The 21,922-nt window shown below is 38.3% G+C and carries 23 protein-coding genes; 9 read left to right on the forward strand and 14 right to left on the reverse strand.

Annotation, left to right across the window (positions count from 1 at the left end; translation table 11 throughout):
* Positions 1-128: 128 nt before the first annotated feature.
* Positions 129-455: a hypothetical protein gene (locus I6F66_RS08835; RefSeq protein ID WP_165727182.1), complete on the reverse strand. Its 327-nt coding sequence runs from the start codon at positions 453-455 to the stop codon at positions 129-131.
* 43 nt (positions 456-498) lie between these two features.
* On the opposite strand from I6F66_RS08835, the gene I6F66_RS08840 reads away from it, so the two are divergent.
* Positions 499-858, forward strand: a complete 360-nt coding sequence (locus I6F66_RS08840) for a DUF5522 domain-containing protein (protein ID WP_165735484.1) — start codon at positions 499-501, stop codon at positions 856-858.
* 269 nt (positions 859-1,127) lie between these two features.
* Here the strand turns inward: I6F66_RS08840 and I6F66_RS08845 are convergent, their stop codons facing one another.
* The 8 genes from I6F66_RS08845 to I6F66_RS08880 form a co-directional block, all read right to left on the reverse strand.
* Entirely contained in the window at positions 1,128-1,961 is an 834-nt protein-coding gene (locus I6F66_RS08845; protein WP_165740338.1) for a sulfurtransferase, read from the reverse strand.
* A 3-nt stretch (positions 1,962-1,964) separates the two neighbouring features.
* Positions 1,965-2,390, reverse strand: a complete 426-nt coding sequence (locus I6F66_RS08850; RefSeq protein ID WP_004335499.1) for an adenylyltransferase/cytidyltransferase family protein — start codon at positions 2,388-2,390, stop codon at positions 1,965-1,967.
* Positions 2,391-2,466: 76 nt separating this feature from the next.
* The gene (locus I6F66_RS08855; RefSeq protein ID WP_165727179.1) at positions 2,467-3,531 is read right to left on the reverse strand and encodes a CDP-glycerol glycerophosphotransferase family protein; all 1,065 of its coding nucleotides are present in this window, start codon (positions 3,529-3,531) and stop codon (positions 2,467-2,469) included.
* A 64-nt stretch (positions 3,532-3,595) separates the two neighbouring features.
* Entirely contained in the window at positions 3,596-4,015 is a 420-nt protein-coding gene (locus I6F66_RS08860) for a group 1 truncated hemoglobin (RefSeq protein WP_165727178.1), read from the reverse strand.
* The gene (locus I6F66_RS08865) at positions 4,015-4,848 is read right to left on the reverse strand and encodes a DUF3034 family protein (RefSeq protein ID WP_024606990.1); all 834 of its coding nucleotides are present in this window, start codon (positions 4,846-4,848) and stop codon (positions 4,015-4,017) included. The genes I6F66_RS08860 and I6F66_RS08865 overlap by 1 nt, the downstream gene beginning before the upstream one ends.
* Positions 4,835-7,150 (reverse strand): EAL domain-containing protein, encoded by a 2,316-nt coding sequence (locus I6F66_RS08870; protein ID WP_197140797.1) that lies wholly within the window; start codon positions 7,148-7,150, stop codon positions 4,835-4,837. The genes I6F66_RS08865 and I6F66_RS08870 overlap by 14 nt, the downstream gene beginning before the upstream one ends.
* Positions 7,143-7,805, reverse strand: a complete 663-nt coding sequence (locus I6F66_RS08875; protein ID WP_165727175.1) for a methylamine utilization protein — start codon at positions 7,803-7,805, stop codon at positions 7,143-7,145. Before I6F66_RS08875 ends, I6F66_RS08870 begins: the two co-directional genes overlap by 8 nt.
* Positions 7,806-7,927: 122 nt before the next feature.
* A complete protein-coding gene (locus tag I6F66_RS08880; RefSeq protein WP_197140800.1) occupies positions 7,928-9,031 on the reverse strand; it encodes a phosphoribosylaminoimidazolesuccinocarboxamide synthase in 1,104 nt (367 codons plus the stop codon).
* 178 nt (positions 9,032-9,209) lie between these two features.
* On the opposite strand from I6F66_RS08880, the gene I6F66_RS08885 reads away from it, so the two are divergent.
* From I6F66_RS08885 to I6F66_RS08900, 4 genes are read left to right on the forward strand one after another with little or no spacing between them, the layout of a single operon-like run.
* Positions 9,210-10,283, forward strand: coding sequence for a CDP-glycerol glycerophosphotransferase family protein (locus I6F66_RS08885; RefSeq protein WP_197119669.1), 1,074 nt, complete (start codon positions 9,210-9,212; stop codon positions 10,281-10,283).
* Positions 10,284-10,292: 9 nt separating this feature from the next.
* Positions 10,293-10,991 (forward strand): ABC transporter ATP-binding protein, encoded by a 699-nt coding sequence (locus I6F66_RS08890; protein ID WP_197209122.1) that lies wholly within the window; start codon positions 10,293-10,295, stop codon positions 10,989-10,991.
* Entirely contained in the window at positions 10,988-12,265 is a 1,278-nt protein-coding gene (locus I6F66_RS08895; RefSeq protein ID WP_197209123.1) for an ABC transporter permease, read from the forward strand. Before I6F66_RS08890 ends, I6F66_RS08895 begins: the two co-directional genes overlap by 4 nt.
* A gap of 14 nt (positions 12,266-12,279) precedes the next feature.
* Positions 12,280-12,780, forward strand: a complete 501-nt coding sequence (locus tag I6F66_RS08900; protein WP_197209124.1) for a DUF3299 domain-containing protein — start codon at positions 12,280-12,282, stop codon at positions 12,778-12,780.
* A 101-nt stretch (positions 12,781-12,881) separates the two neighbouring features.
* Here the strand turns inward: I6F66_RS08900 and mutM are convergent, their stop codons facing one another.
* Both mutM and I6F66_RS08910 read right to left on the reverse strand, forming a co-directional pair.
* Complete coding sequence (gene mutM, locus I6F66_RS08905; RefSeq protein WP_121954795.1) at positions 12,882-13,691, reverse strand: bifunctional DNA-formamidopyrimidine glycosylase/DNA-(apurinic or apyrimidinic site) lyase; 810 nt, start codon at positions 13,689-13,691, stop codon at positions 12,882-12,884.
* Entirely contained in the window at positions 13,691-14,206 is a 516-nt protein-coding gene (locus I6F66_RS08910) for a hypothetical protein (RefSeq protein WP_007581940.1), read from the reverse strand. Before I6F66_RS08910 ends, mutM begins: the two co-directional genes overlap by 1 nt.
* A gap of 118 nt (positions 14,207-14,324) precedes the next feature.
* On the opposite strand from I6F66_RS08910, the gene I6F66_RS08915 reads away from it, so the two are divergent.
* Positions 14,325-15,251 carry a manganese-dependent inorganic pyrophosphatase gene (locus tag I6F66_RS08915; RefSeq protein WP_007581938.1) on the forward strand — a complete coding sequence of 309 codons (927 nt, stop codon included), beginning with the start codon at positions 14,325-14,327 and terminating at the stop codon, positions 15,249-15,251.
* Positions 15,252-15,451: 200 nt separating this feature from the next.
* Here the strand turns inward: I6F66_RS08915 and rpmG are convergent, their stop codons facing one another.
* The 3 genes from rpmG to radC form a co-directional block, all read right to left on the reverse strand.
* The gene (gene rpmG / locus I6F66_RS08920) at positions 15,452-15,607 is read right to left on the reverse strand and encodes a 50S ribosomal protein L33 (protein ID WP_004335545.1); all 156 of its coding nucleotides are present in this window, start codon (positions 15,605-15,607) and stop codon (positions 15,452-15,454) included.
* 11 nt (positions 15,608-15,618) lie between these two features.
* Positions 15,619-15,855: a 50S ribosomal protein L28 gene (gene rpmB / locus I6F66_RS08925; protein ID WP_004335549.1), complete on the reverse strand. Its 237-nt coding sequence runs from the start codon at positions 15,853-15,855 to the stop codon at positions 15,619-15,621.
* A gap of 274 nt (positions 15,856-16,129) precedes the next feature.
* Positions 16,130-16,804 carry a DNA repair protein RadC gene (radC, locus tag I6F66_RS08930; protein ID WP_007581936.1) on the reverse strand — a complete coding sequence of 225 codons (675 nt, stop codon included), beginning with the start codon at positions 16,802-16,804 and terminating at the stop codon, positions 16,130-16,132.
* A gap of 144 nt (positions 16,805-16,948) precedes the next feature.
* Between radC and coaBC the strand changes: the two genes are divergently transcribed.
* The 3 genes from coaBC to I6F66_RS08945 all read left to right on the forward strand — a co-directional run bounded on the left by coaBC (position 16,949) and on the right by I6F66_RS08945 (position 21,750).
* The gene (gene coaBC / locus I6F66_RS08935) at positions 16,949-18,142 is read left to right on the forward strand and encodes a bifunctional phosphopantothenoylcysteine decarboxylase/phosphopantothenate--cysteine ligase CoaBC (RefSeq protein WP_197209125.1); all 1,194 of its coding nucleotides are present in this window, start codon (positions 16,949-16,951) and stop codon (positions 18,140-18,142) included.
* A gap of 111 nt (positions 18,143-18,253) precedes the next feature.
* Positions 18,254-18,841 carry a nucleoid occlusion factor SlmA gene (gene slmA, locus I6F66_RS08940; protein WP_007581932.1) on the forward strand — a complete coding sequence of 196 codons (588 nt, stop codon included), beginning with the start codon at positions 18,254-18,256 and terminating at the stop codon, positions 18,839-18,841.
* A 140-nt stretch (positions 18,842-18,981) separates the two neighbouring features.
* Positions 18,982-21,750, forward strand: a complete 2,769-nt coding sequence (locus I6F66_RS08945; protein WP_197209126.1) for a prolyl oligopeptidase family serine peptidase — start codon at positions 18,982-18,984, stop codon at positions 21,748-21,750.
* The last annotated feature ends 172 nt before the right edge of the window (positions 21,751-21,922 follow it).

Consider the following 21,922-nt stretch of genomic DNA (forward strand, 5'->3'; position numbering starts at 1 on the left):
TTTGTAGGTGAGGTTTTACACCTCGCTTTTTAACCACCAAAGCCACGCTACATGAGCGCGAAATAAATTCGCACCTACAGGGTTGCATATATTGTAGGTGAGGTTTTACACCTCGCTTTTTAAACAAATCAAATTTTTACTAACGCAACTATTTGCTCAATCTTTTGATGGTTAAGCTCCCCCATTTGCTCACTATTACTGAGTGCATAAATAAAACCTTCGTGCTCTGCACAATCAATGTCATCTCGCGATTCAATTACGTTTGCCCAAAGCTCTAAATCATCTAAGTCTATTTCGTCACTTAAACAGCGCTTAAGTACATCAATTAAAACCTCGGTTGAGAGAGTATAATGAGTTTTATTGCTATCAGCAGGGCTTGAAACGATAACCGATATAGCTTCGTCCCTTTGCTCACCAAATGTAATAAATTCAGCTAATGCTTTTTGTGTATTCATAATATTTGTTATTCTTGGCTCACTGTTACTAAAAAGAATTATAATGACTGAACTTAACTGCACTCAATGCCACAGTACTCTAACGTGTAATGTAGACGATATATCAGCGTGTTGGTGCAATGAGCTGCCGGCTATTTTACCGCTTGATATCACAGCAACAAGTTGTTTATGCCGCAAGTGCACGCTTAATAAAATAAATACTTTTTTAGAGGGTGTTTATACACAACCTATTAAAACCCAAATAGACTTTGCAAAACAATTTAGAGGTAACGAAAATTTAATTGAAGGCCTCGACTACACCATGCAAAGTGGTTACATGATATTTAGTAAGTGGTTTTTTTTAAAGCGTGGTTCGTGCTGCAAAAATGGTTGTAAAAACTGCCCTTATGGTTTTAGAAAGTAAAAACCATTTAATACAAATACGAGCAAACATTGGTTTTTACCTTCTCATTTTCTTCTCTTTCACTTTTTCTTGTGAGTAATATTTTTAAATACTGTTATTCACAAAGAGGTTTAGAGGCGCTGCGCTTTTAGAGTAAGCATTAGTTTTACCTTCTCATTTTCTTCTCTTTCACTTCTCCTTGTGAGTAATATTTTTAAATACTGTTATTCACAAAGAGGTTTAGAGACGCTGCGCTTTTAACGTGAGCAAGCTTTACATATCCAACACGTCTACTTTTCTCCCGTGGCGATGGGCAATGAATCACTTGCGCCCCACTCACTCCACGAACCATCATAAACGCTTAAATTACTGTAACCACACTCGGTAGCAAATAACGCTAAAACACAGGCTGTAATACCTGAGCCACAGCTAAATTGTAGCTGCTGCGCATCATCAACCACGTCATTAAATATCGCTTTAATTTCAGTAAGTGGTTTTGCTTCACCTTTATTGAGTAAATTCATAAAAGGTAACGAGCGACTATTTGGGATATGCCCGCTACGCATACCTTTTCGGGGTTCACTTTCTTCGCCTGTAAAACGCTTATAAGCACGTGCATCTAGCAATGCAGTGCTGGGCTCATCGATTACGTCAACCACTTGTTGGCTATTAATAAAATACGCAGAGTTATAGTTTGCCGTAAAATCACCTTTACCTGACGCTTTGCTATAACCTTGTTGTGTGGCGTAATCGCTCTCTAACCACTTTTTAAGGCCACCACTGAGTACTTTAACATTGTGATGCCCCATAGCTTTAAACATCCACCACGCTCTTGCTGCGCTAAATAAACCGCCATCTTCGTATACAACTATAAACGAGTCGTTATTTACACCTGCATTTTGCATCATGTGGGTAAACTGCTGCTCGCTGCATACCATACTTGGTAAGGGATTTGATCTATCGGCCAATTCGTTTTTTATGTCAAAACGTTTAGCGTTAGGCAGCATTGCTTGCGGCGAATAAGTACCCAAAACACCTGGGCGCAGCATACCTGCATCAAATATCACTAATGCAGGATTATTAAGTTGCTCGTGTAATTGCTGACAGCTAATTAGGTTTTTCATTAATTATTTAGCACTACATATTTTGTCTAATACGTTTCTTAATTTCGTACTAGATGTATGAGAGGTATAAGAGAAATAACATATTTCAACATTAAACTTTTTAAAGTCAGCTTCTATTTGGTTCCACTTATCGGTGCCCTTCCAATCATCACCCACGAACATTTTATCAAATTTTAAGTTGTTCCAGGCTTCTTCTTTGTCATAGTTAACCTGGGGAACAACTTCATCAACAAATTTTATTGCTTCAACTATTTCCATACGCTCCTGAAAAGGAATCACTGGCTCTTTATTTTTAGCTGACTTGCTTAACTCATCGGTAGTAATACCCACAATTAAGTAATCACACTCTAATTTGGCTCTTTTCAGAATATTTAAATGACCTATGTGGAATAAGTCAAAAACACCCGTTGTATATCCAATTTTTTTCATTTCTAAAGCCCAATTATAATTTAGAGTTTATAAATCCTTTTAGTAGTTCGATTACATCCAAATACTTTTGTAATAGTTATTTATTTTTTATTAAATATTGAACAATTCTGTTACTTGCTTTACCGTCCATTTTACCCGCTAACTTTTCTGATAAAGACAATCTAATATTAGCTAAGCTTTCTGGTTCAGCCAGTTGTTGTTCAACTAACTTTTTAAGGTTTTTATATTTTTTGGCGTGTATAGCAACATTCGCATACTCACCATAATCTTGATCCATTCGCTTTTTAAAACGATATGAAAATATTCCTTTGTATCCCCAACGCAACTTCAAAAAATCGCACCAAATGACCGGCTTGTTTAACAGAGCAAATTCAAATAAAGCTGATGATGCATCACTAATCAATAAATCTGCTTTATCTAAAAAAGGCACTAACGAATAATCTTCTACTTTTGCTAAATATACATTGGGATACGTTGACCAATGATCTAGCAATTTCACGTGTTTTTTATAACGCTCTTTACTAATAGAAAAGTAATGAGGTTTTATTAAGATGTTGTAATCGCCAAAATGTTCCGGCCAATTTTCAGGAAATAACTCTAAGCTGCTTGGATAAAATGTAGGAGCGTATAAAATAGTTTGTTTTTTATTATCAAAGTTAGTTAATTCTAACGTGCCATCAATTTTTTCCTTATTGAAAATAGGGTCTAATTTGCAAAAGCCTACATCAACAAATTCATCATTTGGATACATTGATTTTAAACGGTTTAGTCTGTACTGACCTTCAACAAACCTAACTGTCATTGCTTGACTAGACTTAGTATAGTAACTTGATTTAGGGCCTATTCCATGTCCGAGCTGAGCGCTTTTAGATACTTTATGTAAGCGGTCTAGGTAACAAAAAGAGTTAGCAAAAAAAACCCAATCAGCTTTTTCATTTTCGTAATAAGCAATTGATTGTTGTTGTTCGTTAACCCAGATGTGCTCTAAGTCATAGTCATCTATAACACGCTGAATTAAATGTTCATGGCTATTTTTATAAAATACAAATTTACTTTTGATGCCATTTCTACATAATTCTTTATATACAGGGATATACTGAGGGAGATAGTAAAGGCTTTGTGTATCAAAAATTATATTCATATAGGATCACTATTATTTTTTCTTTATATTCTACCTTGAAAGGAGCATAACAAAAACAAAGTGATTACATTTTTATAATTTCACTACGAAGTGGCGCCATTCTAGAAAGAATATCGTTTTGTAAGCTATGGCTAATATTTTGCTCATTCATTGCATTTATAAGCAAATCAACAACATGATTAAAATCTTTCTCTGTAATATGCATACCAGTATGAATAGCCACCATAGAGTCGCCATCGTATGTACATGGGCCTTCTACTAACATGCACATATGAGTAATAAACCCTTGGCGAAAGTACGCTATATTACTGTGTTCAAAGTAATGAATTATCTGCTCGTCATTACCTATTTGATAGATAAAGCTATCAATAATTCTGCCTATCCCCGCTTTACCATCCAGCTTTTGATAAAGTGAGAGCTTAGTAGAGTTCGCGCACCCACTAAGCAACCCTAAACAAATCAAAAAAATACTAACGCTTTTCATTACCAATACCCTGTTACCGATAAATACCAACCTGTTTGATCGTCAGCCCCTGCAATGCTTCCTAAATCAAGGTAAGCCGCTGTCACACTTACGTGCTTATTAGGCATCCATGCTACAAATAAGTCTTTCCAATCTTGTTCGCCTAAGTTTAAGTTATTTGATTTTTGACGATACTCAACACCTACGGCTACTTCACGACTAAAAAATATAGCTGTGCTGCCTTCAAATAGCACTTTACCACTACCATTTTCTCCACCGTAGCCAAGCAAACCAAGTTGATTAGCTTCGCTGTATCGTGTAGTTACGTTCCAAAACCAGTTATAACCAGCAATAGCCCCTAAATGTAATTTACTAGCAGCAAGGTAGTAGTCAGTGCCGCTGGTATCTTCTGCGCCTACAAGCGTTGCAATACTGCCATCATCCAGTGATTTATGCTGAATACCTAAGCTAAGTTGTGGCCAATCACTGTAAACAATATCACCATATAAACGTATTTTAGCACCTGTAATTGATTGCTCTATTTCAGCATCAAGTGCTGGTACATCAAAGCGCTGTTGGGCATAACTAAGCTCAACACGATTAAATAAATTAAGTTGTGCACCACATACGTCAAGTGTGTAGTCGGTTACATCTGCGCGGCTACAAAAGCCATTTACCGAAAATTCATCATCACTTGCGTACCCAGCAAGTTGTGCCCACGGTACAATACCACCGCCGCCACTGCCTTCAATTTGAGAAACTCCCGGCGTAGCTAGCAGTTTTCCATTGCTTGCAATGCTCGGTACACTAATTATTAAAAACAAACTTGCTAATAAGTATTTAATTTTTTTCATAGTATTCCTCCAGCCATTCTTCTAATAGTTCTGCTTTTAAAGGCCTACTTAAGTAATAGCCTTGTGCATGGTCGCACTGCATACCTCTAAGTAAATTTAATGAGCCAAGTGTTTCAACCCCCTCAGCTACAACCGAGAAACCTAGCTGATGCCCCAACGTAATTGATGATTGCACTATAAATTGATCTTTTTGCGATTCATCAAGTTTTAGGATAAAGCACTTATCTAGCTTAAGCTCATCAATCGGTAACATTTTTAATCGACCAAGTGATGTTTGCCCTACACCATAATCATCTAATGATATTTTAACGCCAATTGCCTTTAGGTTTTCGAGCGCTTTAATACCTTTTTCTTCGTTTTCGATCATATCGCGCTCAGTAAGCTCAATAGTGATCAGCTTAGGGTCTACTTTGTACTTTTTAAGCGTACGAACTAATGCAGCATGAAAGCCCGGAAATGCTATATCTTGCGCAGATACATTTATTGCAGCCTGTAAGTTTATATTTTTAAACTGCCAATCAGCTACTTGTGCTACAACCGTATTAACAACCCACCCTGTAAGTTCAACAATAAGGCCCGACTGCTCAGCCAAGTCAATAAACAGTTCAGGATTAACCCAGCTACCATCTTTTCGCTGCCAGCGAATAAGCGACTCAACTTTATCTATTTTTTGCGTTTTCATGTGTAATTTTGGCTGATAGGTCATAAATAACTGACCATCATCATCACTAATAGCCTGCTTTAATTCATCAAGCATTATTAAGCGCTCTAAGTGCGCCTCGTCTTCACCATTTTGATAATAATGTATGCTCTCTTGTGTGTTTGCAGCACTTTCAACAGCAATTAGCACGCGGCGCATTAAGTCATCACTTGCAATTCCTTGCGTAGGATACTGCACAATGCCCGCACTAAAGCGTAAGTTAATTTTTAGTTTTTGAATGGTGTAGCACGCTTGTAATTGTGCCATTAAGCCAACAATACCGCTTTTGTGTTCGCGCGCTGCCGCAGTCGGAAACACAGTTAAAAACTCATCGCCGCCAATACGAGCATGAAAGCCCCCTAACTCATCCGAAAACTCACTTATCCTGCAAGCAACCGCCTTTAGGCAGTCATCACCAATGCGCGGACCGAGCTTATCGTTTATATGGCGAAGACCTTTGATGTCTATTGCAACGAGCGTGTACTCGGCTGATGAATCTAACTCTTCATCAAGCACCTCAAGCATGGCTGAGCGGTTATAAAAGCCTGTTAGGGAGTCGTGTCTGGCTTGAAAGCTAATTTGTTGCTCGCGCTGATTAATATCATTACCCATGCTATCAAACGCTGCGACTAGCGTGTCTATTTCGGTACTTTGCCTTCGCCCTTTAAATTCAAAAGCATAATTACCTTGTGCAAATTGCCTTGCTATTACAGCTAGTTGAGTAAGTGGCGTAGTTAAGTTATTTGCAAATATGCTGCTCGTAATAACACCTACAAACATAGTTAAAATAGCTAAAATAATAAGTGTAAAAAGAAGTTTTTCGAAGTCACTATAACTTTGTGTTAAATCGGCGCTCAGTAAAATAATTATAGGATGGGTCAACAACGATGGTAAATCTATATCTCGGTTACGATACACCAAATACTCACCAAAAAAACGCGATGTGGTTACGGTACTAAAATAGCTAACAGGTTCAAATTGCTCAGGGCGATTAGCTAATGAACTAATAACAATATCGTCAGCGCTACCTATAAAGCTCACATCCATGCCTGTTAAGCTTTTTAGTTCATGGGCTACATTGTCATCAATTTTAAAACCCACCAAACTATAGGCCACTGTACGTGGCGCTCTTACGGGTAATAAAATAATTTGGTAAAGCTCGTTATTTAGCACCACAAAACTAGACTCTTCTGGCGCACTTAAAAGCTCTTCCATTAACGGCTTTAAGTTATGTGCAAAAGCGTCTTCGTTAGTATTGGCGGAAATTAGCCTACCCGATAAATCAAGTAGCAGCATTAATTCGGCATCAATACGTTGGCTATGATTAAACAGCACACTGCTTATTGTCCCGGCATCCCGCGTTGCTACAGCTTGCTTAAAACCAAAGTCGGAGGTGAGTACTTTTGCTGCGGTTAGTAGTAGGCTTTCTTTTGATTTTAAATATTGCTTATAAACATTTTGCGCTACGGTAATGTCTTGATTTACTTTTTCTTCTTGAAACTTACTCGTAGACCACCAAAAACTAAACAAGCTGACCATAGTGGTTAATAACACTAAGCCAACACATAAAATGGTTATGCGATTTCGTAAACTATTAGTCATTACCAGCCTTAAACTTACTACCAAAGGTATTTCTAGGTGCTGGGGTCGATGTGTTTACTGTTATCTGTAACTGTTTTTGAGAACTAATTGTTATCATTTTTTTATTCTCCAATGGCGCTGTTTGTAAAGGGTGCCACACACTCACTTGTGCAGGCAGCGTATTAATAGGCAAACTAACATAGCCTTTTTTATCTGTTTTATATACGGATTCACTACTCGCTACATAGATATAGCCAACCATAGAGTCATGAATATTACACCCTAAAACAACAACCCCTTGTTGCTCAAACGTAATGGGCTCTTTTGGTTGCCCTGAATATAATCTTAGTTGAAAAGGCTTAGCTTGTGAAAAAGAATAAACATGATGGCGAATATTATCGCTGTTAGGAAAGTTAACTTTTTGACCCTGTTGTACAACTAATAATTCGGGTAAAAACTGCTTATGGACTTGATCCATTATAGCAATGGGCAAATTTGATGGTGTGGCTTGTTTGTCAGCAATATTAAGCTCAACCACTGCACCTGATAACTTTTGGCCGTGTTGATCTTCTATTACTAATTCAATATTAGCACTTAAAGCAAACTGACTAAAAAACAAACCTATAGCTAAAAAGTAACTGCTTTTTACAAATTTTTGCAATGCCCGCTCAAACATAACAACACCTAAATATTAATGTTAGGTTAAGTTAATTAGAGACGAGCACTAATTGCAAGAATTATAGCCCAGTAACTAAAAATAAAGACTTAGTTACTGGCTTTGTTAGCACTTAAGTGCTGCTATTTAACAATTAATCCGTAATCGTTATCTAAAATAGTAATTACTTCTTGGCGAGGATTCTCAGGGATCACAATATCTTTACCTACAATTTTACTCGCTATGCCAACATAGGTATTTGACACTTCAAGCATTACTGATTCAGGTAAAATATAATCTTTTGCTAACTGCTCACGCTCACTCATGCGATCTTTATTTAATAATACGTCGCTCTCTGGCACATTATTAATAAGTAATTGGCGAAAGCCTTCTTTAGAGTTTTCAACAATTTTACCGTTTTTGTATGCAGCTTCATCCCAAATACGCGATGAATCTGGCGTGCCTACTTCATCAATATAAATAAGTTGCTGTGCGCCATTTAAATCCTCTACATAACCAAACTCAAATTTTGTATCTACAAAAATCTGGTCAAGCTTAGCAAGTTCATCACTAATTAATTTAAAACCTTCAACTAACAGTTTTTCGTATTTTGTTACATCATCTGCCGATTTAAAGTTAAATACATCTAAGTTATTAGTAATGTTAGCGCGAGTAATATTTACATCATCAACGGCCGGAATATCGGCAACGCCTTCAATAATACCTTTTGTTGATGGCGTAATTAAAACGTTATCAAGCTTTTGGTTCGCTTTTAAATCCTCTGGCAAGTCAATACCACAAAAGTTACGTATGCCTTTGGCGTAATCGCGCCACATGCTACCCGTAATATATTGGCGAGCAATTGCCTCTACTTTTACTGTACTGGCTTTGCGTACAATCCACACATACGGATGCGGAATATCAACAATATGATTCCCCGCAAGGCCTGCCTTATCAAATAACTTAAACCAATGGGCTGCCACTGAGTTTAACGCTATACCTTTACCTGGTACGCCATTTAAACCATTTTCGCCTTGCCAAATGCAATCAAATGCAGAAATTCGGTCTGAAATAACCATAATCGCAAGCTCAGTACCTGTCGGTACTTGGTAGCCTTTGTCTTTAATTAATCGTGCGCTGTCTTCATCAGTTAACCAATAAACCGAACGAACTTTACCGCTGTGTACTTCACCTTTGGTACGAATGGGTAAATCATCGTTTACGTCTAAAACTTTATAGCTAGTCATGCTATCTCCGGGGTTAGGGATGCTCTTTGAGCAAAGTATGGTATGGGGTTATATGGGCTGTATAATAATCTAGCCAACCTCAAAGCTCAATCGGATGCTTAAAACAAATAAAGGCATATATTTATAAGCGAGTCGCAATGGGGTAAACTTAATGTGCCAACCAGCCTGAGGAGATAGCTTGAACTACTTAACTGCCACTAAAAATAAAAAATACTTGATGTATATTTCTCAAAATTATTCATATGCTATTTTGAGGCCTATTCAGGCTGCAATATTAGCTCATGGTGGTGAAGTGCGCTGGTTTTTACAAGGTTTGGCAGTCAATCCTAATTTTTTAAAAAAAGAAGAAAAACGGCTTAATACAATAGAAGATATTCACGAATGGAAACCCGATGCAACGTTTGCACCGGCTAATTTAATACCCACTTTTTTCCCTGGTATCAAAGTAGGTGTGTTTCATGGCTTTGATGCAGGTAAGCTAGATAAAAAAGGGAATAACGATCATCTTAAAGCTAGAGGTTGTTTCGATCTGTATTGTACACAAGGCCCAAATACAACAATCCCATTTAAAGCCTTACAAAGAAAACTAGGCTATTTCAAGGTAACAGAAACTGGCTGGCCTCCTCTTGACCGATTATTTGATGGCATCACCGAAACGCCTTATACAAATAAATCAGACACCCGACTAACCTTATTAATCTGCTCTACATTTTCAAAGCGACTATCGCTTGCACCAAAGCTATATGAGCAAATAAAACATTTTAGTGAAACCGGAAAATGGCGAATTTTAATGCAATTTCATCCAAAAATGCCAACTGAATTGGTGAGCAAATATAAGGCATTAAGCAATCAAAATTTAACGTTTATTGAGACCGACGACGTAGTCCCTTTATTAAAATCAGCCGATGTTATGTTATGCGATACATCATCAGTACTTTTAATGTTTTTAGTCCAACGAAAACCTGTGGTCACCTTTTGTAATAATGCTCCTGAGGAACACCTACTTAATGTAACAGACCCTAATAAAGTTGAAGAAGCCTTAGAGCAGGCTTTCACGTACCCTAAAACACTTATGAAAAATATTGAAAACTATTGCCAAGAGCTTCATCCATATACTGATGGGCAGTCGAGTGAACGCGTAGTTGCTGCAACAAATGAGTTTTTATTAAGTGAAGATAAGCTAAAACCTAAGCCATTTAATATTATTAGGCAATTTAAAACGCGCAGAAACCTCAATTATTGGAAATGGTAAAATAAAGTAATGATCAACCTAAAAAATGTAACTTTTAAGTGGCATAAAAGCGATAACTCACCCACGCTCAACATAAAAGAGTTAGTTATCGAAAAAGGTGAGCATATTTTTTTACACGGTCCTAGTGGCTCAGGTAAATCGACATTATTAGCGATTCTTGCTGGCATTAATACAGCCACTAGCGGTGAGGTATCAATTTTAGACCAAAATCTAACTACATTAAGCAATACTACCCGTGATGCGTTTAGAGCAGATCATATTGGCTACATTTTTCAAAACTTTAACTTACTCCCTTATTTAACACCTATTGAAAATATAACGCTTGGGTGTGAGTTTTCAAAAAGCCGCAAACAAAAAATATTAAAACAGTCATCAAATAAAAACTCTGCATTACAACAAGAAGCCATACGATTATTAAATGCTTTAGGCCTTACTGCGCAGTACCATCATAAGGATGTAGCAGAGCTTAGTATTGGACAGCAACAGCGCGTTGCTGCCGCTCGTGCATTTATAGGCAGCCCTGAATTAATAATTGCTGATGAGCCCACATCTGCACTCGATACAAATAACCGTGAAAGCTTTATAAACCTACTGTTTGAGCAGGCAACGTTATCTAATAGTACGCTGGTATTTGTGAGCCACGATGAAACACTAAAGCCTTTATTTGACCGCTCCATTGACCTTATAAGCTTGCAGGAACAAGTATGATTCTCGCTAAACTTGCTTACAAAAGCTTATTAAACCGCCGCGCAAGTGTACTGCTTACATTATTTACTATCGCAATTAGTGTAATGCTACTTTTAAGTATTGAACGTGTACGAATTGATGCTAAAAGTAGTTTTAGTAATACTATTTCGGGCACTGATTTAATTGTTGGTGCACGTACCGGCGACATACAGTTGCTGCTTTCGTCAGTATTTAGAATCGGCCATACTAATAACGGCGTAAGCTGGAAAAGTTATGAATACATAACCAGTCAGCGAGGCGTAAAATGGAGCATACCTATAAGCCTAGGCGACAGCCATAAAGGCCAAGCGGTACTAGGCACAACACTTGATTATTTTAGCCATTATCGCTTTGCAAAAAAACAAAATTTAACCTTTAATAAAGGCCACCCTTTTGCTGCAATTAACGAAGTGGTGCTAGGTAGTGAAGTCGCTAATAAATTAGGTTATAAACTTAACGACTCTATTGTTATATCGCACGGTATGGGGAACACCAGCTTTCATCATCATGACGACAACCCATTTAAAATCGTCGGTATTTTAAATCCAACAGGCACGCCTGTTGATAAAACATTACATATACCTTTAGCTGCAATAGATTTAATTCACGGCGGATCAAGTCCAGTTCACGCTGAACACGCTGAACACGCTGAACACGCTGAACACGCTGAACACGAAAAGCATAATGATTTAACAGGTCATCCTAAACAAATTACGGCATTTTTAATGGGGTTTAATTCGCCTTTATACACACTACAAATTAGGCGCAATATAAATCAATATAAGCAAGAAGCCCTGCTTGGCATTATGCCAACCGTAACACTTAAAGAGTTATGGGAAATGCTCGCCATAGTAGAAAAAATACTTTTGCTATTCTCAGCTGTTGTCGTGTTAATTAGCCTACTTGGCATGCTAACGACATTGCTCGCAAACCTGAGTCAGCGTCGTCGCGAACTTGCTATATTACGTTCGGTAGGCGCTCGCCCTTGGCATTTATTTACACTTATAAGTATTGAGTCACTACTGACCACTTTACTTGGTTGCCTAGCAGGTAGTGTGCTTTACTATTTAGCTATTTTTTCAGCCGGCGGTTACTTACAAAGTCATGCCGGTATAAGCGTAAATATCACAATACTCTCTTACTATGAACTGGGCTTAATCGGCGTTATTATGGCAGCCGGTTTTATTATTGGCTTAATACCCGCTACTCGCGCTTATTTTTATTCACTCAGCGATGGTATGAGTATAAAAGCATAATTTTTAGGGATTTTATGACATTTTTTAAAACAGCTTTTCAGTACATTGCTGCTATTGGCTTATTATTTATAAGTGTAGCGAGTTATGCTAATCCACCAAAAGAAATTTTTTGGGAAGACTTAATCCCTAAAAACCACGTGCAAATAGACACTCAAGCACAAGCTAATCACGAAGGTAGCGATCAAAACTGGGTGCAACCCGATTTAGATGCACCAGTAGTAAAAGCACTTGATGGGCAATCGGTGAGTTTGCCAGGTTTTGTTGTGCCACTTGAGGGCGATAGCGAAGTCATTACCGAGTTTTTACTCGTCCCTTATTTTGGCGCCTGTATACACGTACCACCACCACCGCCAAATCAAATAGTCCATGTAACAATTAAAGGTGGAGTACCAATAGATAGCCTATACGACGCAATTGTTGTAACTGGAGTCATAAGTACAGAAACATGGTCGGGCGAAATCGCACAGGTAGGATATAAAATGAAAGCGGTCGGTGTAGCACCGTTCGAGCTTTAAAATAAAGGGCCAGCTTTTAAAGCTGGCCCTTAAATATCATTAAATTTAGAATCGATAAAATTTACATAACTAAATATTCAAATAACTAGATAACTAGATAACTACTTTTGGCAATTTGAGCAAAAAATAGTACTGCGCTGCCCCAATCTAATTTCTTCTAATTCGTTTTCACACGTCATACATGGCTTGCCTTTGCGCCCATATACTAATAACTCTTGAGCAAAATACCCTGGTTTACCATCACTTTGTGCAAAGTCTTTAAGCGTTGTACCACCTTGTATTATAGCCGCAGCAAGCGTGTCCTTTATAATAGGGATAAGTGCTTGATAACGTTTGAGCGATACTTTTCCCGCTTCTCGCTTTGGATGTATACCCGCTTTAAATAACGATTCATTCGCGTAAATATTACCAACACCAACCACCACTGCGTTATCCATAATAAATTGCTTTACGGGTACTTTTTTATTGCGCGATTGTTCGTACACGCGTTTAGCAAAAAAATCATCGGTAAGCGGCTCAGGGCCTAGCTTAGAGAGTAGCTTATGCACTTCACCTGGCTCTTGCCATAAGCAGCAACCAAAGCGACGAGGATCGTTTAAGCGCAGTGCTTTACCGTTGCCAAAAATAAACTCTACGTGGTCATGCTTTTTAAGCGGCTCACTTTTATCTACAACACGTAAATTACCTGACATACCCAAATGTAAAATAGTGCTCCCAAGCTCACAGTGCAAAAGTAAGTATTTAGCTCGTCGTTCAATACTAGTAACAATTAGCCCTTCAAGTTGATACACGTCATCTGGCACTGGCCAGCGCATACTGGCATTGTAAATATTTACCTTTGTAACAACTTGGTTTTGTACGTGGGGAGTGATGCCCATTCGGCTCACTTCTACCTCTGGTAATTCAGGCATTAATTAGACTCACTTTGTGAAAAATCAAAACTAGGAAATAACTGCTGTGCAGTTTTTAAATCGAGTGCGAGTATTCGTTGGCTACTCTTTTCGAGTAAGTAATATTGCCCATCGCCTTTATAAAGCAAATAAACCCAAGGTAAACTCTCGCCAGCCAACTCAAATGTAGCAACATATAAAGGTGCATTAGGATTAAAAACAACAGATTCGTTAACACCCATTAACTGCGCGCTTTGCCATTGGTTAATTAAATCACTAAGTTGCTGCTCAGATGCTTGCCACACAAGTGGTATGTCTTTTTGTAGTGGGGTTGTACGCCAGCTTGTTCCTATTCGCTCAATTTTTTGATCAACAAATTGCAGTGTCAGTACAAAACTTTGCTGGGGGAGTACGGCTTGTAATGTTGGTTTATCCTCCCCTCCCAAAAGTTGCTTATGCCAGCCATTTAAGAAGAAGATCATAATCAACATCGAAAATATTATAACGTTGTTCCAACCTTTACGGCCCAGTCGCATATTAATACACCTAGTAAATTCAAGATTTTAAAGTGTAACTAAAACTTAATTGCGCTGTCTATATGTTAAAGGCCGCAGACTTTGTTAGAATATCGGCAAATTTAAAGGAGTTCCGTCAATGTCTATGTATGTAGTGGGCCATAAAATCCCAGATTCAGATTCTATTTGTGGTGCAATTGCACTGGCTTATTTAAAAAACCAAATCGATGAGCCTGCAATTCCAACTCGTCTTGGTGAAATTTCACCTGAAACTCAATTTATCCTTGATAAATTTGGCTTCGAAGCACCAGAGCTTAAATTAAGCTACGCGGGTGAAGATGTGTATATTGTAGATCACACAGAAAAAACACAAGCACCCGATGATATCGACCAAGCTCGCGTTGTTGGCGTGGTAGATCACCACAAATTAGGTGACTTAACATCATCTACACCGCTTGAATGCTGGATTCGTCCTGTTGGTTGTTCAAACACCATTATTAAAATGATGTACGACTTCTACAGCGTAGAAATCCCTAAAGACATCGCGGGTATTATGATGTGTGCAATTTTAAGCGACACAGTCATATTTAAATCACCAACATGTACCACTGCCGATATTAAATGTGTTGAAGCGCTAGCTGAAATTGCAGGCGTAGAAGACTTTAAAGAATTGGGTATGGATATGTTCCGCGTTAAATCTGCGGTAGAAGACACACCAGCACGTGATTTAGTAATGCGTGACTTTAAAGATTTCAACATGAACGGTAACCTGGTAGGCATTGGCCAACTAGAAGTAATCGACCTTGCTGTTTTTGACGATATTAAAGCAGACCTTGCAGCCGATATTGCTAAGCTAAAAGTTGAGGGTAATCGCCACTCTGTATTTTTACTGCTTACCGATATAATGAAAGAAGGCTCAGAAATGCTAATTGTATCTGACGATGCAAACTTAGTTGAGCAGGCTTACGGTGTAAAACCAGAGAATGATAAAGTATGGTTAGATGGTGTACTAAGCCGTAAAAAGCAAGTAGTACCACCACTACAAGATGCATTCACAAAAATATAATGATACCAATTTTATTAAAAACATGATTATTTTATCGCATTAAATAGCTCACTAATTTAATGCTATTGGTATAACGTTTTTTGATTTAAAAGCCTTGTTGGTTATGCCAACGAGGTTTTTTTATATCAATTCACTAATCATATTTTTAAAAACAAAAAACCCAGCCTAAGCTGGGTTTTTAAATTCTAAAAGAACTAAAATTACTTAATTTTAGCTTCTTTAAAAAGAACATGTTTACGAATCTTTGGATCAAACTTTTTGATTTCCATCTTCTCAGGCATGTTACGTTTGTTTTTGTCAGTAGTGTAGAAAAAACCAGTACCGGCAGTTGAAACTAAACGGATTTTATCGCGCATGATTCAGATCCTTAAACTTTAACGCCGCGAGCACGGATTTCTGTAAGAACCGTGTCGATGCCTTTTTTATCGATAATACGCATACCTTTAGTAGTAGTGCGTAATGTTACAAAACGTTTTTCACTTTCAACCCAAAAACGGTGTGTTTGTAGGTTAGGTAGGAAACGACGTCTAGTCGCGTTTCTCGCGTGTGAACGGTGATTACCAACCGCAGGACGCTTACCTGTAACTTGACATACTTTAGACATGTCTATATATCTCCAATAACTTCGCTCGAGCTTAATTTAATCTAAGGCCGTGTATTTCCGCCCTAGAGATAAATCGAAGGGCGCTCTTTATACAGCTTTTACAGGCAAAGATCAAACACTGATCTATCCAATCAGCTCATATATGTAAATTTGATAGCGGCTAATTATAAAGATCGAATGCCCTTAGGGAAAGTAAAAACTGCATTTAAATTAAACTAATTTGCCAAAACACGTTAAACAGCTCATTTTTAACACACTTCTGTATCTAACAAAGCTAAATCAGGCCTCGCTCGGCAAACGAAACACACGTTTCTCCACCAACAATGATGTGATCGAGCACACTTATGTCGACCAATTGCAGTGCTTGCTGCAATTTATTAGTAATAAGTTTGTCTGCTTGGCTCGGTTCTGCAATACCACTTGGGTGATTATGTGCAAAAATAACAGCGGCTGCATTATTTTTAAGCGCAGCCTTTACCACTTCACGCGGATAAACACTGGCAGAATTAATTGTGCCATAAAAAAGTATTTCATCTTTTACTAATCTATTTTGGCTATCTAGGTATAACACCATAAATACTTCTTGTTGTAAGCCCCGCATTTGAATTGTTAGGTAATCGTAAACTGAGTTTGGCGAATTAAACACGGCGTCTCGTTGGCAACGCTCCTGCATATAACGTTGGCTTAGCTCTAACACAGCTTGTAGCTGAACATACTTAGCGGTCCCTAACCCCTTTTGAGAGCAAAACTCCTCAATGCTAGCATTAAACAAATTATGAAGTGTTTTATTCTCGTTTAATAAATGCTGAGCCAACTCAATTACATTCATTCCCGGTAACCCTGTTCGTAAAAATATGGCAAGAAGCTCTGCGTCAGTCAGCGCCTTAGCCCCCTTTGCTATGAGCTTTTCACGAGGTCGAAGTGAGTTTGGTAGTGAAGTAAGTTGCATTATTCATCCTTGAGAGGCGAAAGTGTCTTATAAATGTAATGCAAATTTGAAATTTAGCCTGTTATTTCGAATTAAAAAACTTCGCTGTATGGGTAAAGATTTGTTATTTTAAGCCCAATATTTAATAAAAACTGATGAACATCCATGACTAACTTAACAAACAAAAAAATTGTACTAGGTATTACCGGCGGTATTGCAGCTTATAAATGTGCAGAACTCGTTAGGCGATTAAAAGACTCTGGTTGTGAAGTAAAAGTAGTTATGACTGAATCAGCTAAACACTTTATTACACCACTGACCATGCAAGCCGTTAGTGGAGAAACAGTCTCTGACTCATTACTAGACCCTTCTGCTGAAGCTTCAATGGGGCATATTGAATTTGCAAAATGGGCTGACTTAATTTTAGTTGCTCCAGCGACGTGTAATATTATTGCTAAAATGGCAGCCGGCATTGCTGACGACCTACTAACGACGTTACTGCTAGCAACGCCTGCAAAAGTCGCAGTTGCACCAGCCATGAACCAGAAAATGTATGCACACGCAGCAACACAAGCTAATTTAGCCACATTAAAAGCACGTAACGTACTTATTTGGGGCCCGGGTAAAGGTGAGCAAGCGTGTGGTGATATAGGCGCTGGACGCATGTTAGAGCCTCATGAGCTAGTTGCGCTATGTATAGCAAAAGAGCAACCGCAATTACTTGCAGGAAAAACAATTACAATAACAGCAGGCCCAACGCGTGAGCCTCTCGATCCGGTACGTTTTATATCAAATCACAGCTCAGGAAAAATGGGTTATGCACTGGCAGAAGCCGCTTTGCAACTCGGTGCTAAGGTTAATTTAATTTCGGGTCCGGTCACTATAAAAGCCCCTACTGGCGTAAACCTTATCAATATAGAAAGCGCTGAGGAGCTATTAACTGAGTCACTTACCTATGCACCACAATCAGATGCTTTTATAGGTTGCGCTGCTGTTGCGGATTATCGAGCTGCAAACATTGCGACTCAAAAAATGAAAAAGCAAGGCGACGAACTCACTCTTACTTTAACTAAAAACCCTGACGTAATTGCAGCTATTGCCAACCTTAAACAAAACCGTCCTTATACTGTGGGGTTTGCCGCCGAAACTCAAAATGTAGAAAGCTATGCTAAAAGTAAACTAAAGAATAAAAATCTAGATATGATTTGCGCTAATGACGTATCAAAAAGTGGCTTAGGGTTTAATTCCGATCATAATGCTTTAACACTGTACTGGCATAACGAACAACTAGAATTACCAACTACAAGTAAAATAGAAATAGCTCGCAAGGTGATCGAACAGCTGGCTAAACATCTATAAAAAGGCTGGAAACAAACTGAATAAAACATTAACATACGCCAATCATTTGAACAAAAAATGACTAGGGTTCTTAACTGCGCCACTAAGAATAACTAATAAAAAGGAATGTTCATGCCTGCGACAAAAAGAAGTAATCGCAAAGAGCAAATACTGCAAGCACTCGCACAAATGTTAGAAACTAATTTAGGACAACGCATCACCACAGCAAAACTAGCTGCTGAGGTGGGTGTGTCTGAAGCTGCGCTATACCGTCATTTTCCGAGCAAAGCGCGTATGTTTGAGGGCTTAATTGAGTTTATTGAAGATACCCTTTTATCTCGTATAAATATTATTATTGAAAACGAAAAAGAAAGCCAAACGCGCATTTATAACATTCTATTATTACTTCTAACCTTTGCTGAAAAAAACCCAGGCATTACTCGTATTTTAACTGGCGACGCATTACAAGGTGAGCAGGAACGTTTACGCGAGCGGGTACAAAGTCTGTTTGAAAAACTAGAAACTCAGTTTAAACAAGTACTTCGTGAGCGTAAATTACGTGAAGGTAAAAACTTTCAAAGTGATGAGCTTACACTTGCAAACTTTTTACTTGCCTACGTTGAAGGCAAAATGAATCAGTTTGTACGTAGCGACTTTAAAGCAAAGCCAAGTGTTCAATTTGAAAAACAATGGCTTGAGCTACAAAAAATTTGGCTGTAATGTTTGCTAAATTAATAAATTAAATACCAAAAAACGACCTACGGGTCGTTTTGTCGTATGTAGCTGCCATTTATCTGATCCGCTCGAATTGTGAGCCAAACTCGTTACAATGAAACAATGTCATAATACGAGAATCAATAATGAAAACAAAACTCACCTTATTAAGCACGGCACTCGTTGCCAGCTTAACTAGCACCGGCATACACGCCAAAGAATCGCTACAATTTAAAGACGTATTTAGTTTTAAATCAGCTAAAAGCACACAACTATCTGACAATGGCCAAGTACTCACTTTTAGTGCAACGCCGTATCGTGGAAATGCAACTGGCCAAGTTTACTCACTACAAAGCAATACGCTCATCGCAGAAGTAGAACGCGGCACTAAGCCTCATATTAATAAAGCCGCTAACTGGGTCGCTTTTACACAAGTGCCTACCTTACTTGAAAAAGAAATAACCAAAAAAAAAGACACACTTAAAAACAATCTGGTACTCGTAAACACGCAATCAGGTGCCCAACAAAACTTTGCTGATGTAAAAGATTATACGGTATCTGATGACGGTATGTGGCTTGCTTATCGTTTAAATAAAAAAGACGATGACGCAAAAGTAGAAGATAAAACCGATAGCGCTAAAAACGAAGTAGACAACGCTATCACGCCCGATAAAAAAGATAAGAGCTATGCGCTTGTTATCGTAAATTTATCTGATAAACGCACCCATACAATAGAAAACGTATTTAGCTACGCGATTAACTCAGCCAACAGCCAGCTATTAGTGAGTCAAAGTTACAGCGATGGTAATAACAACCAAATAGCGTTAATTGAGCTAAGTGACTTTAATAGCAGCGTATTAATTGATGAACCAGGCGCAATCGCAAATAAAATAGCATGGCACCCAACTGACAATATTGCAGTGTTTACATTAGGTAACTATGTAAATGATGATACGCGTCGCCGTAGCTACAGTTTACAGCTATATAAAAACGATAAACTTTCAACAATAACTTCACCTGATAAAACATGGACTCTAGGTAAAACAGCTTCCCTTAAATGGTCAGAAAATGGCGAGCGCTTATATTTTGAAAACCATCCAAAATTAGCAGCTAAAGTAAAAGCCAAAGAATATACCGACGAGGCCTCATTGTACGACTTTGATACCATACGTGAACATAAAGGTTTAGATGTATGGCACAACAACGATGCGCAAATAAAACCGCGTGAAGAACAGCAATGGAACGAAGTTAATAAAAATCGCCATTACAGCGCGGTATATCACGTTAACTCGCAAAAAGTGGTGCAGCTAAGTACCACTAATATGCCTGAAGTTGCACTGAACCCTGAGCGAGATGCCTCTTTACTTGGCTCATCTAACATCCCCTACCTAGAAAAAATAATGTACGGCGGTTTTTTTGCTGATTACTTTGCAGTAAATATAAACACCGGTACACAAACTCCCATTATTAGTAACTACCCGTTTAAACCAAGCCTTGCCCCTAATGGTGAGTTTGCAGCTTATTTTAGCGATAGCCAAATACAGTTAAAAGATTTAAAAAATAATAAAGTAACACCGCTTACAAAAGTGATTCAGGCAACCTTTGCTGATGATAAACACGACTACCCATCAGCTCAACCTAGTTATGGTTTTGCTGGTTGGATGACCGATAGCAGCCAAGTGCTTGCTTATAGTAAATACGATATTTGGGCATTTGACGTAAAAACGCAGCAAGCTAAACGCCTAACTAATGGTAAGCAAAGCAATACGCAGTACCGTGTTATTAAGCTTGATAAAACCCAAGTGGGCTTTAAAAAAGGCGATACATTACTTGTCTCTGCTATTAACTTACAAACTAAACAAAGCGAAGTTGCAAAGCTCGACTTAACCACTAACACACTAACTAAGGTGCTTAGCGGTAATAAACGCTTTGATATGGTTAAAAAAGCCAAAAAGGCTGACAAGTACTTATTTACCTCGCAAACTTATAGCCAATTTCCTGATTACTACCAAACAGATTTTAGCTTTAGCGCACCAAAACAAGTGACCACGCTAAACCCACAAATTAATAATTTTGCGTGGGGCGAAAAACCAGAGCTAATAAGCTATAAAGGGTTTGATGGCGAAGACCTACAAGGCGTACTAATAAAACCAGCGGGCTATAAAAAAGGCGATAAAGTGCCTGTGGTTGTGTATTTTTACCGTTACATGAGCCAGCGTATGTTTGATTTTCCTAAAATGGAATTAAACCATCGCCCTAACTTCCCTATGTTTACCTCAAACGGTTATGCGGTATTTTTACCTGATATTCGTTTTGAAATAGGTCACCCAGGTAAATCGTCAACGCAAACCATGATAAACGCCACCCAAAAATTAATAGATTTAGGCATAGCTGATAAAAACAAAATTGGTTTGCAGGGTCACTCTTGGGCAGGTTATCAAAGTGCGTTTATGATCACCCAAACAGATATGTTTAAAGCGGTTGTATCAGGTGCGCCAGTATCTAACATGACCAGCGCGTATAGTGGCATTCGCCTTAAATCGGGTCTTGCACGTCAATTTCAATACGAAACAGGGCAAAGCCGTATAGGTAAAAACTTATTTGAAGCACCAGAGCTTTATATAGAAAACTCACCGGTCTTTTTTGCAGACAAAGTTAATACGCCTATTTTAATCATGTCTGGCGATAAAGATGATGCTGTGCCTTGGCATGAAAGCGTGCAGTATTACCTAGCGCTACGCCGTGCAGGAAAAGACGCTACATTTTTACAATACGAAGGTGAACCACACCACTTGAAAAAGTTTCCTAATCAGGTCGATTTTTCAGTGCGTATGATGCAGTACTTTGATCATTACTTAAAAGGCAAACCGGCTGCTAAGTGGATGACACAAGGCGAGGCATTTATAGAGGAATAGATATAACATTTATTCAGAGCTCTACGTAAGCGATAACGGCGAGCTCTGCGTCAATTAAATCAAGGCGAGGCATATTACATTTAAGTAATCAGTCACTACCTAGTCCTTCATACCTTTGAAAAATGCTGTAATGATCTTTAAACTTTTATAAACACCACCGTATATAAGCGTT

Origin of the sequence: Pseudoalteromonas sp. NZS100_1 (assembly GCF_015864285.1) — a bacterium.
Classification (GTDB): domain Bacteria; phylum Pseudomonadota; class Gammaproteobacteria; order Enterobacterales; family Alteromonadaceae; genus Pseudoalteromonas; species Pseudoalteromonas arctica.

Excerpts from the sequence above, each read along its gene's own strand:
- I6F66_RS08845 (WP_165740338.1), bottom strand. The coding sequence starts at position 1,961 with ATGAAAAACCTAATTAGCTGTCAGCAATTACACGAGCAACTTAATAAT.
- coaBC (WP_197209125.1), top strand. The coding sequence starts at position 16,949 with ATGACTAACTTAACAAACAAAAAAATTGTACTAGGTATTACCGGCGGT.
- slmA (WP_007581932.1), top strand. The coding sequence starts at position 18,254 with ATGCCTGCGACAAAAAGAAGTAATCGCAAAGAGCAAATACTGCAAGCA.
- I6F66_RS08840 (WP_165735484.1), top strand. The coding sequence starts at position 499 with ATGACTGAACTTAACTGCACTCAATGCCACAGTACTCTAACGTGTAAT.
- I6F66_RS08880 (WP_197140800.1), bottom strand. The coding sequence starts at position 9,031 with ATGACTAGCTATAAAGTTTTAGACGTAAACGATGATTTACCCATTCGT.
- I6F66_RS08860 (WP_165727178.1), bottom strand. The coding sequence starts at position 4,015 with ATGAAAAGCGTTAGTATTTTTTTGATTTGTTTAGGGTTGCTTAGTGGG.
- I6F66_RS08945 (WP_197209126.1), top strand. The coding sequence starts at position 18,982 with ATGAAAACAAAACTCACCTTATTAAGCACGGCACTCGTTGCCAGCTTA.
- radC (WP_007581936.1), bottom strand. The coding sequence starts at position 16,804 with ATGCAACTTACTTCACTACCAAACTCACTTCGACCTCGTGAAAAGCTC.
- rpmG (WP_004335545.1), bottom strand. The coding sequence starts at position 15,607 with ATGCGCGATAAAATCCGTTTAGTTTCAACTGCCGGTACTGGTTTTTTC.
- I6F66_RS08890 (WP_197209122.1), top strand. The coding sequence starts at position 10,293 with ATGATCAACCTAAAAAATGTAACTTTTAAGTGGCATAAAAGCGATAAC.
- I6F66_RS08855 (WP_165727179.1), bottom strand. The coding sequence starts at position 3,531 with ATGAATATAATTTTTGATACACAAAGCCTTTACTATCTCCCTCAGTAT.
- I6F66_RS08910 (WP_007581940.1), bottom strand. The coding sequence starts at position 14,206 with ATGCGACTGGGCCGTAAAGGTTGGAACAACGTTATAATATTTTCGATG.
- I6F66_RS08835 (WP_165727182.1), bottom strand. The coding sequence starts at position 455 with ATGAATACACAAAAAGCATTAGCTGAATTTATTACATTTGGTGAGCAA.
- I6F66_RS08870 (WP_197140797.1), bottom strand. The coding sequence starts at position 7,150 with ATGACTAATAGTTTACGAAATCGCATAACCATTTTATGTGTTGGCTTA.
- I6F66_RS08875 (WP_165727175.1), bottom strand. The coding sequence starts at position 7,805 with ATGTTTGAGCGGGCATTGCAAAAATTTGTAAAAAGCAGTTACTTTTTA.
- mutM (WP_121954795.1), bottom strand. The coding sequence starts at position 13,691 with ATGCCTGAATTACCAGAGGTAGAAGTGAGCCGAATGGGCATCACTCCC.
- I6F66_RS08865 (WP_024606990.1), bottom strand. The coding sequence starts at position 4,848 with ATGAAAAAAATTAAATACTTATTAGCAAGTTTGTTTTTAATAATTAGT.
- I6F66_RS08850 (WP_004335499.1), bottom strand. The coding sequence starts at position 2,390 with ATGAAAAAAATTGGATATACAACGGGTGTTTTTGACTTATTCCACATA.
- I6F66_RS08895 (WP_197209123.1), top strand. The coding sequence starts at position 10,988 with ATGATTCTCGCTAAACTTGCTTACAAAAGCTTATTAAACCGCCGCGCA.
- rpmB (WP_004335549.1), bottom strand. The coding sequence starts at position 15,855 with ATGTCTAAAGTATGTCAAGTTACAGGTAAGCGTCCTGCGGTTGGTAAT.
- I6F66_RS08915 (WP_007581938.1), top strand. The coding sequence starts at position 14,325 with ATGTCTATGTATGTAGTGGGCCATAAAATCCCAGATTCAGATTCTATT.
- I6F66_RS08900 (WP_197209124.1), top strand. The coding sequence starts at position 12,280 with ATGACATTTTTTAAAACAGCTTTTCAGTACATTGCTGCTATTGGCTTA.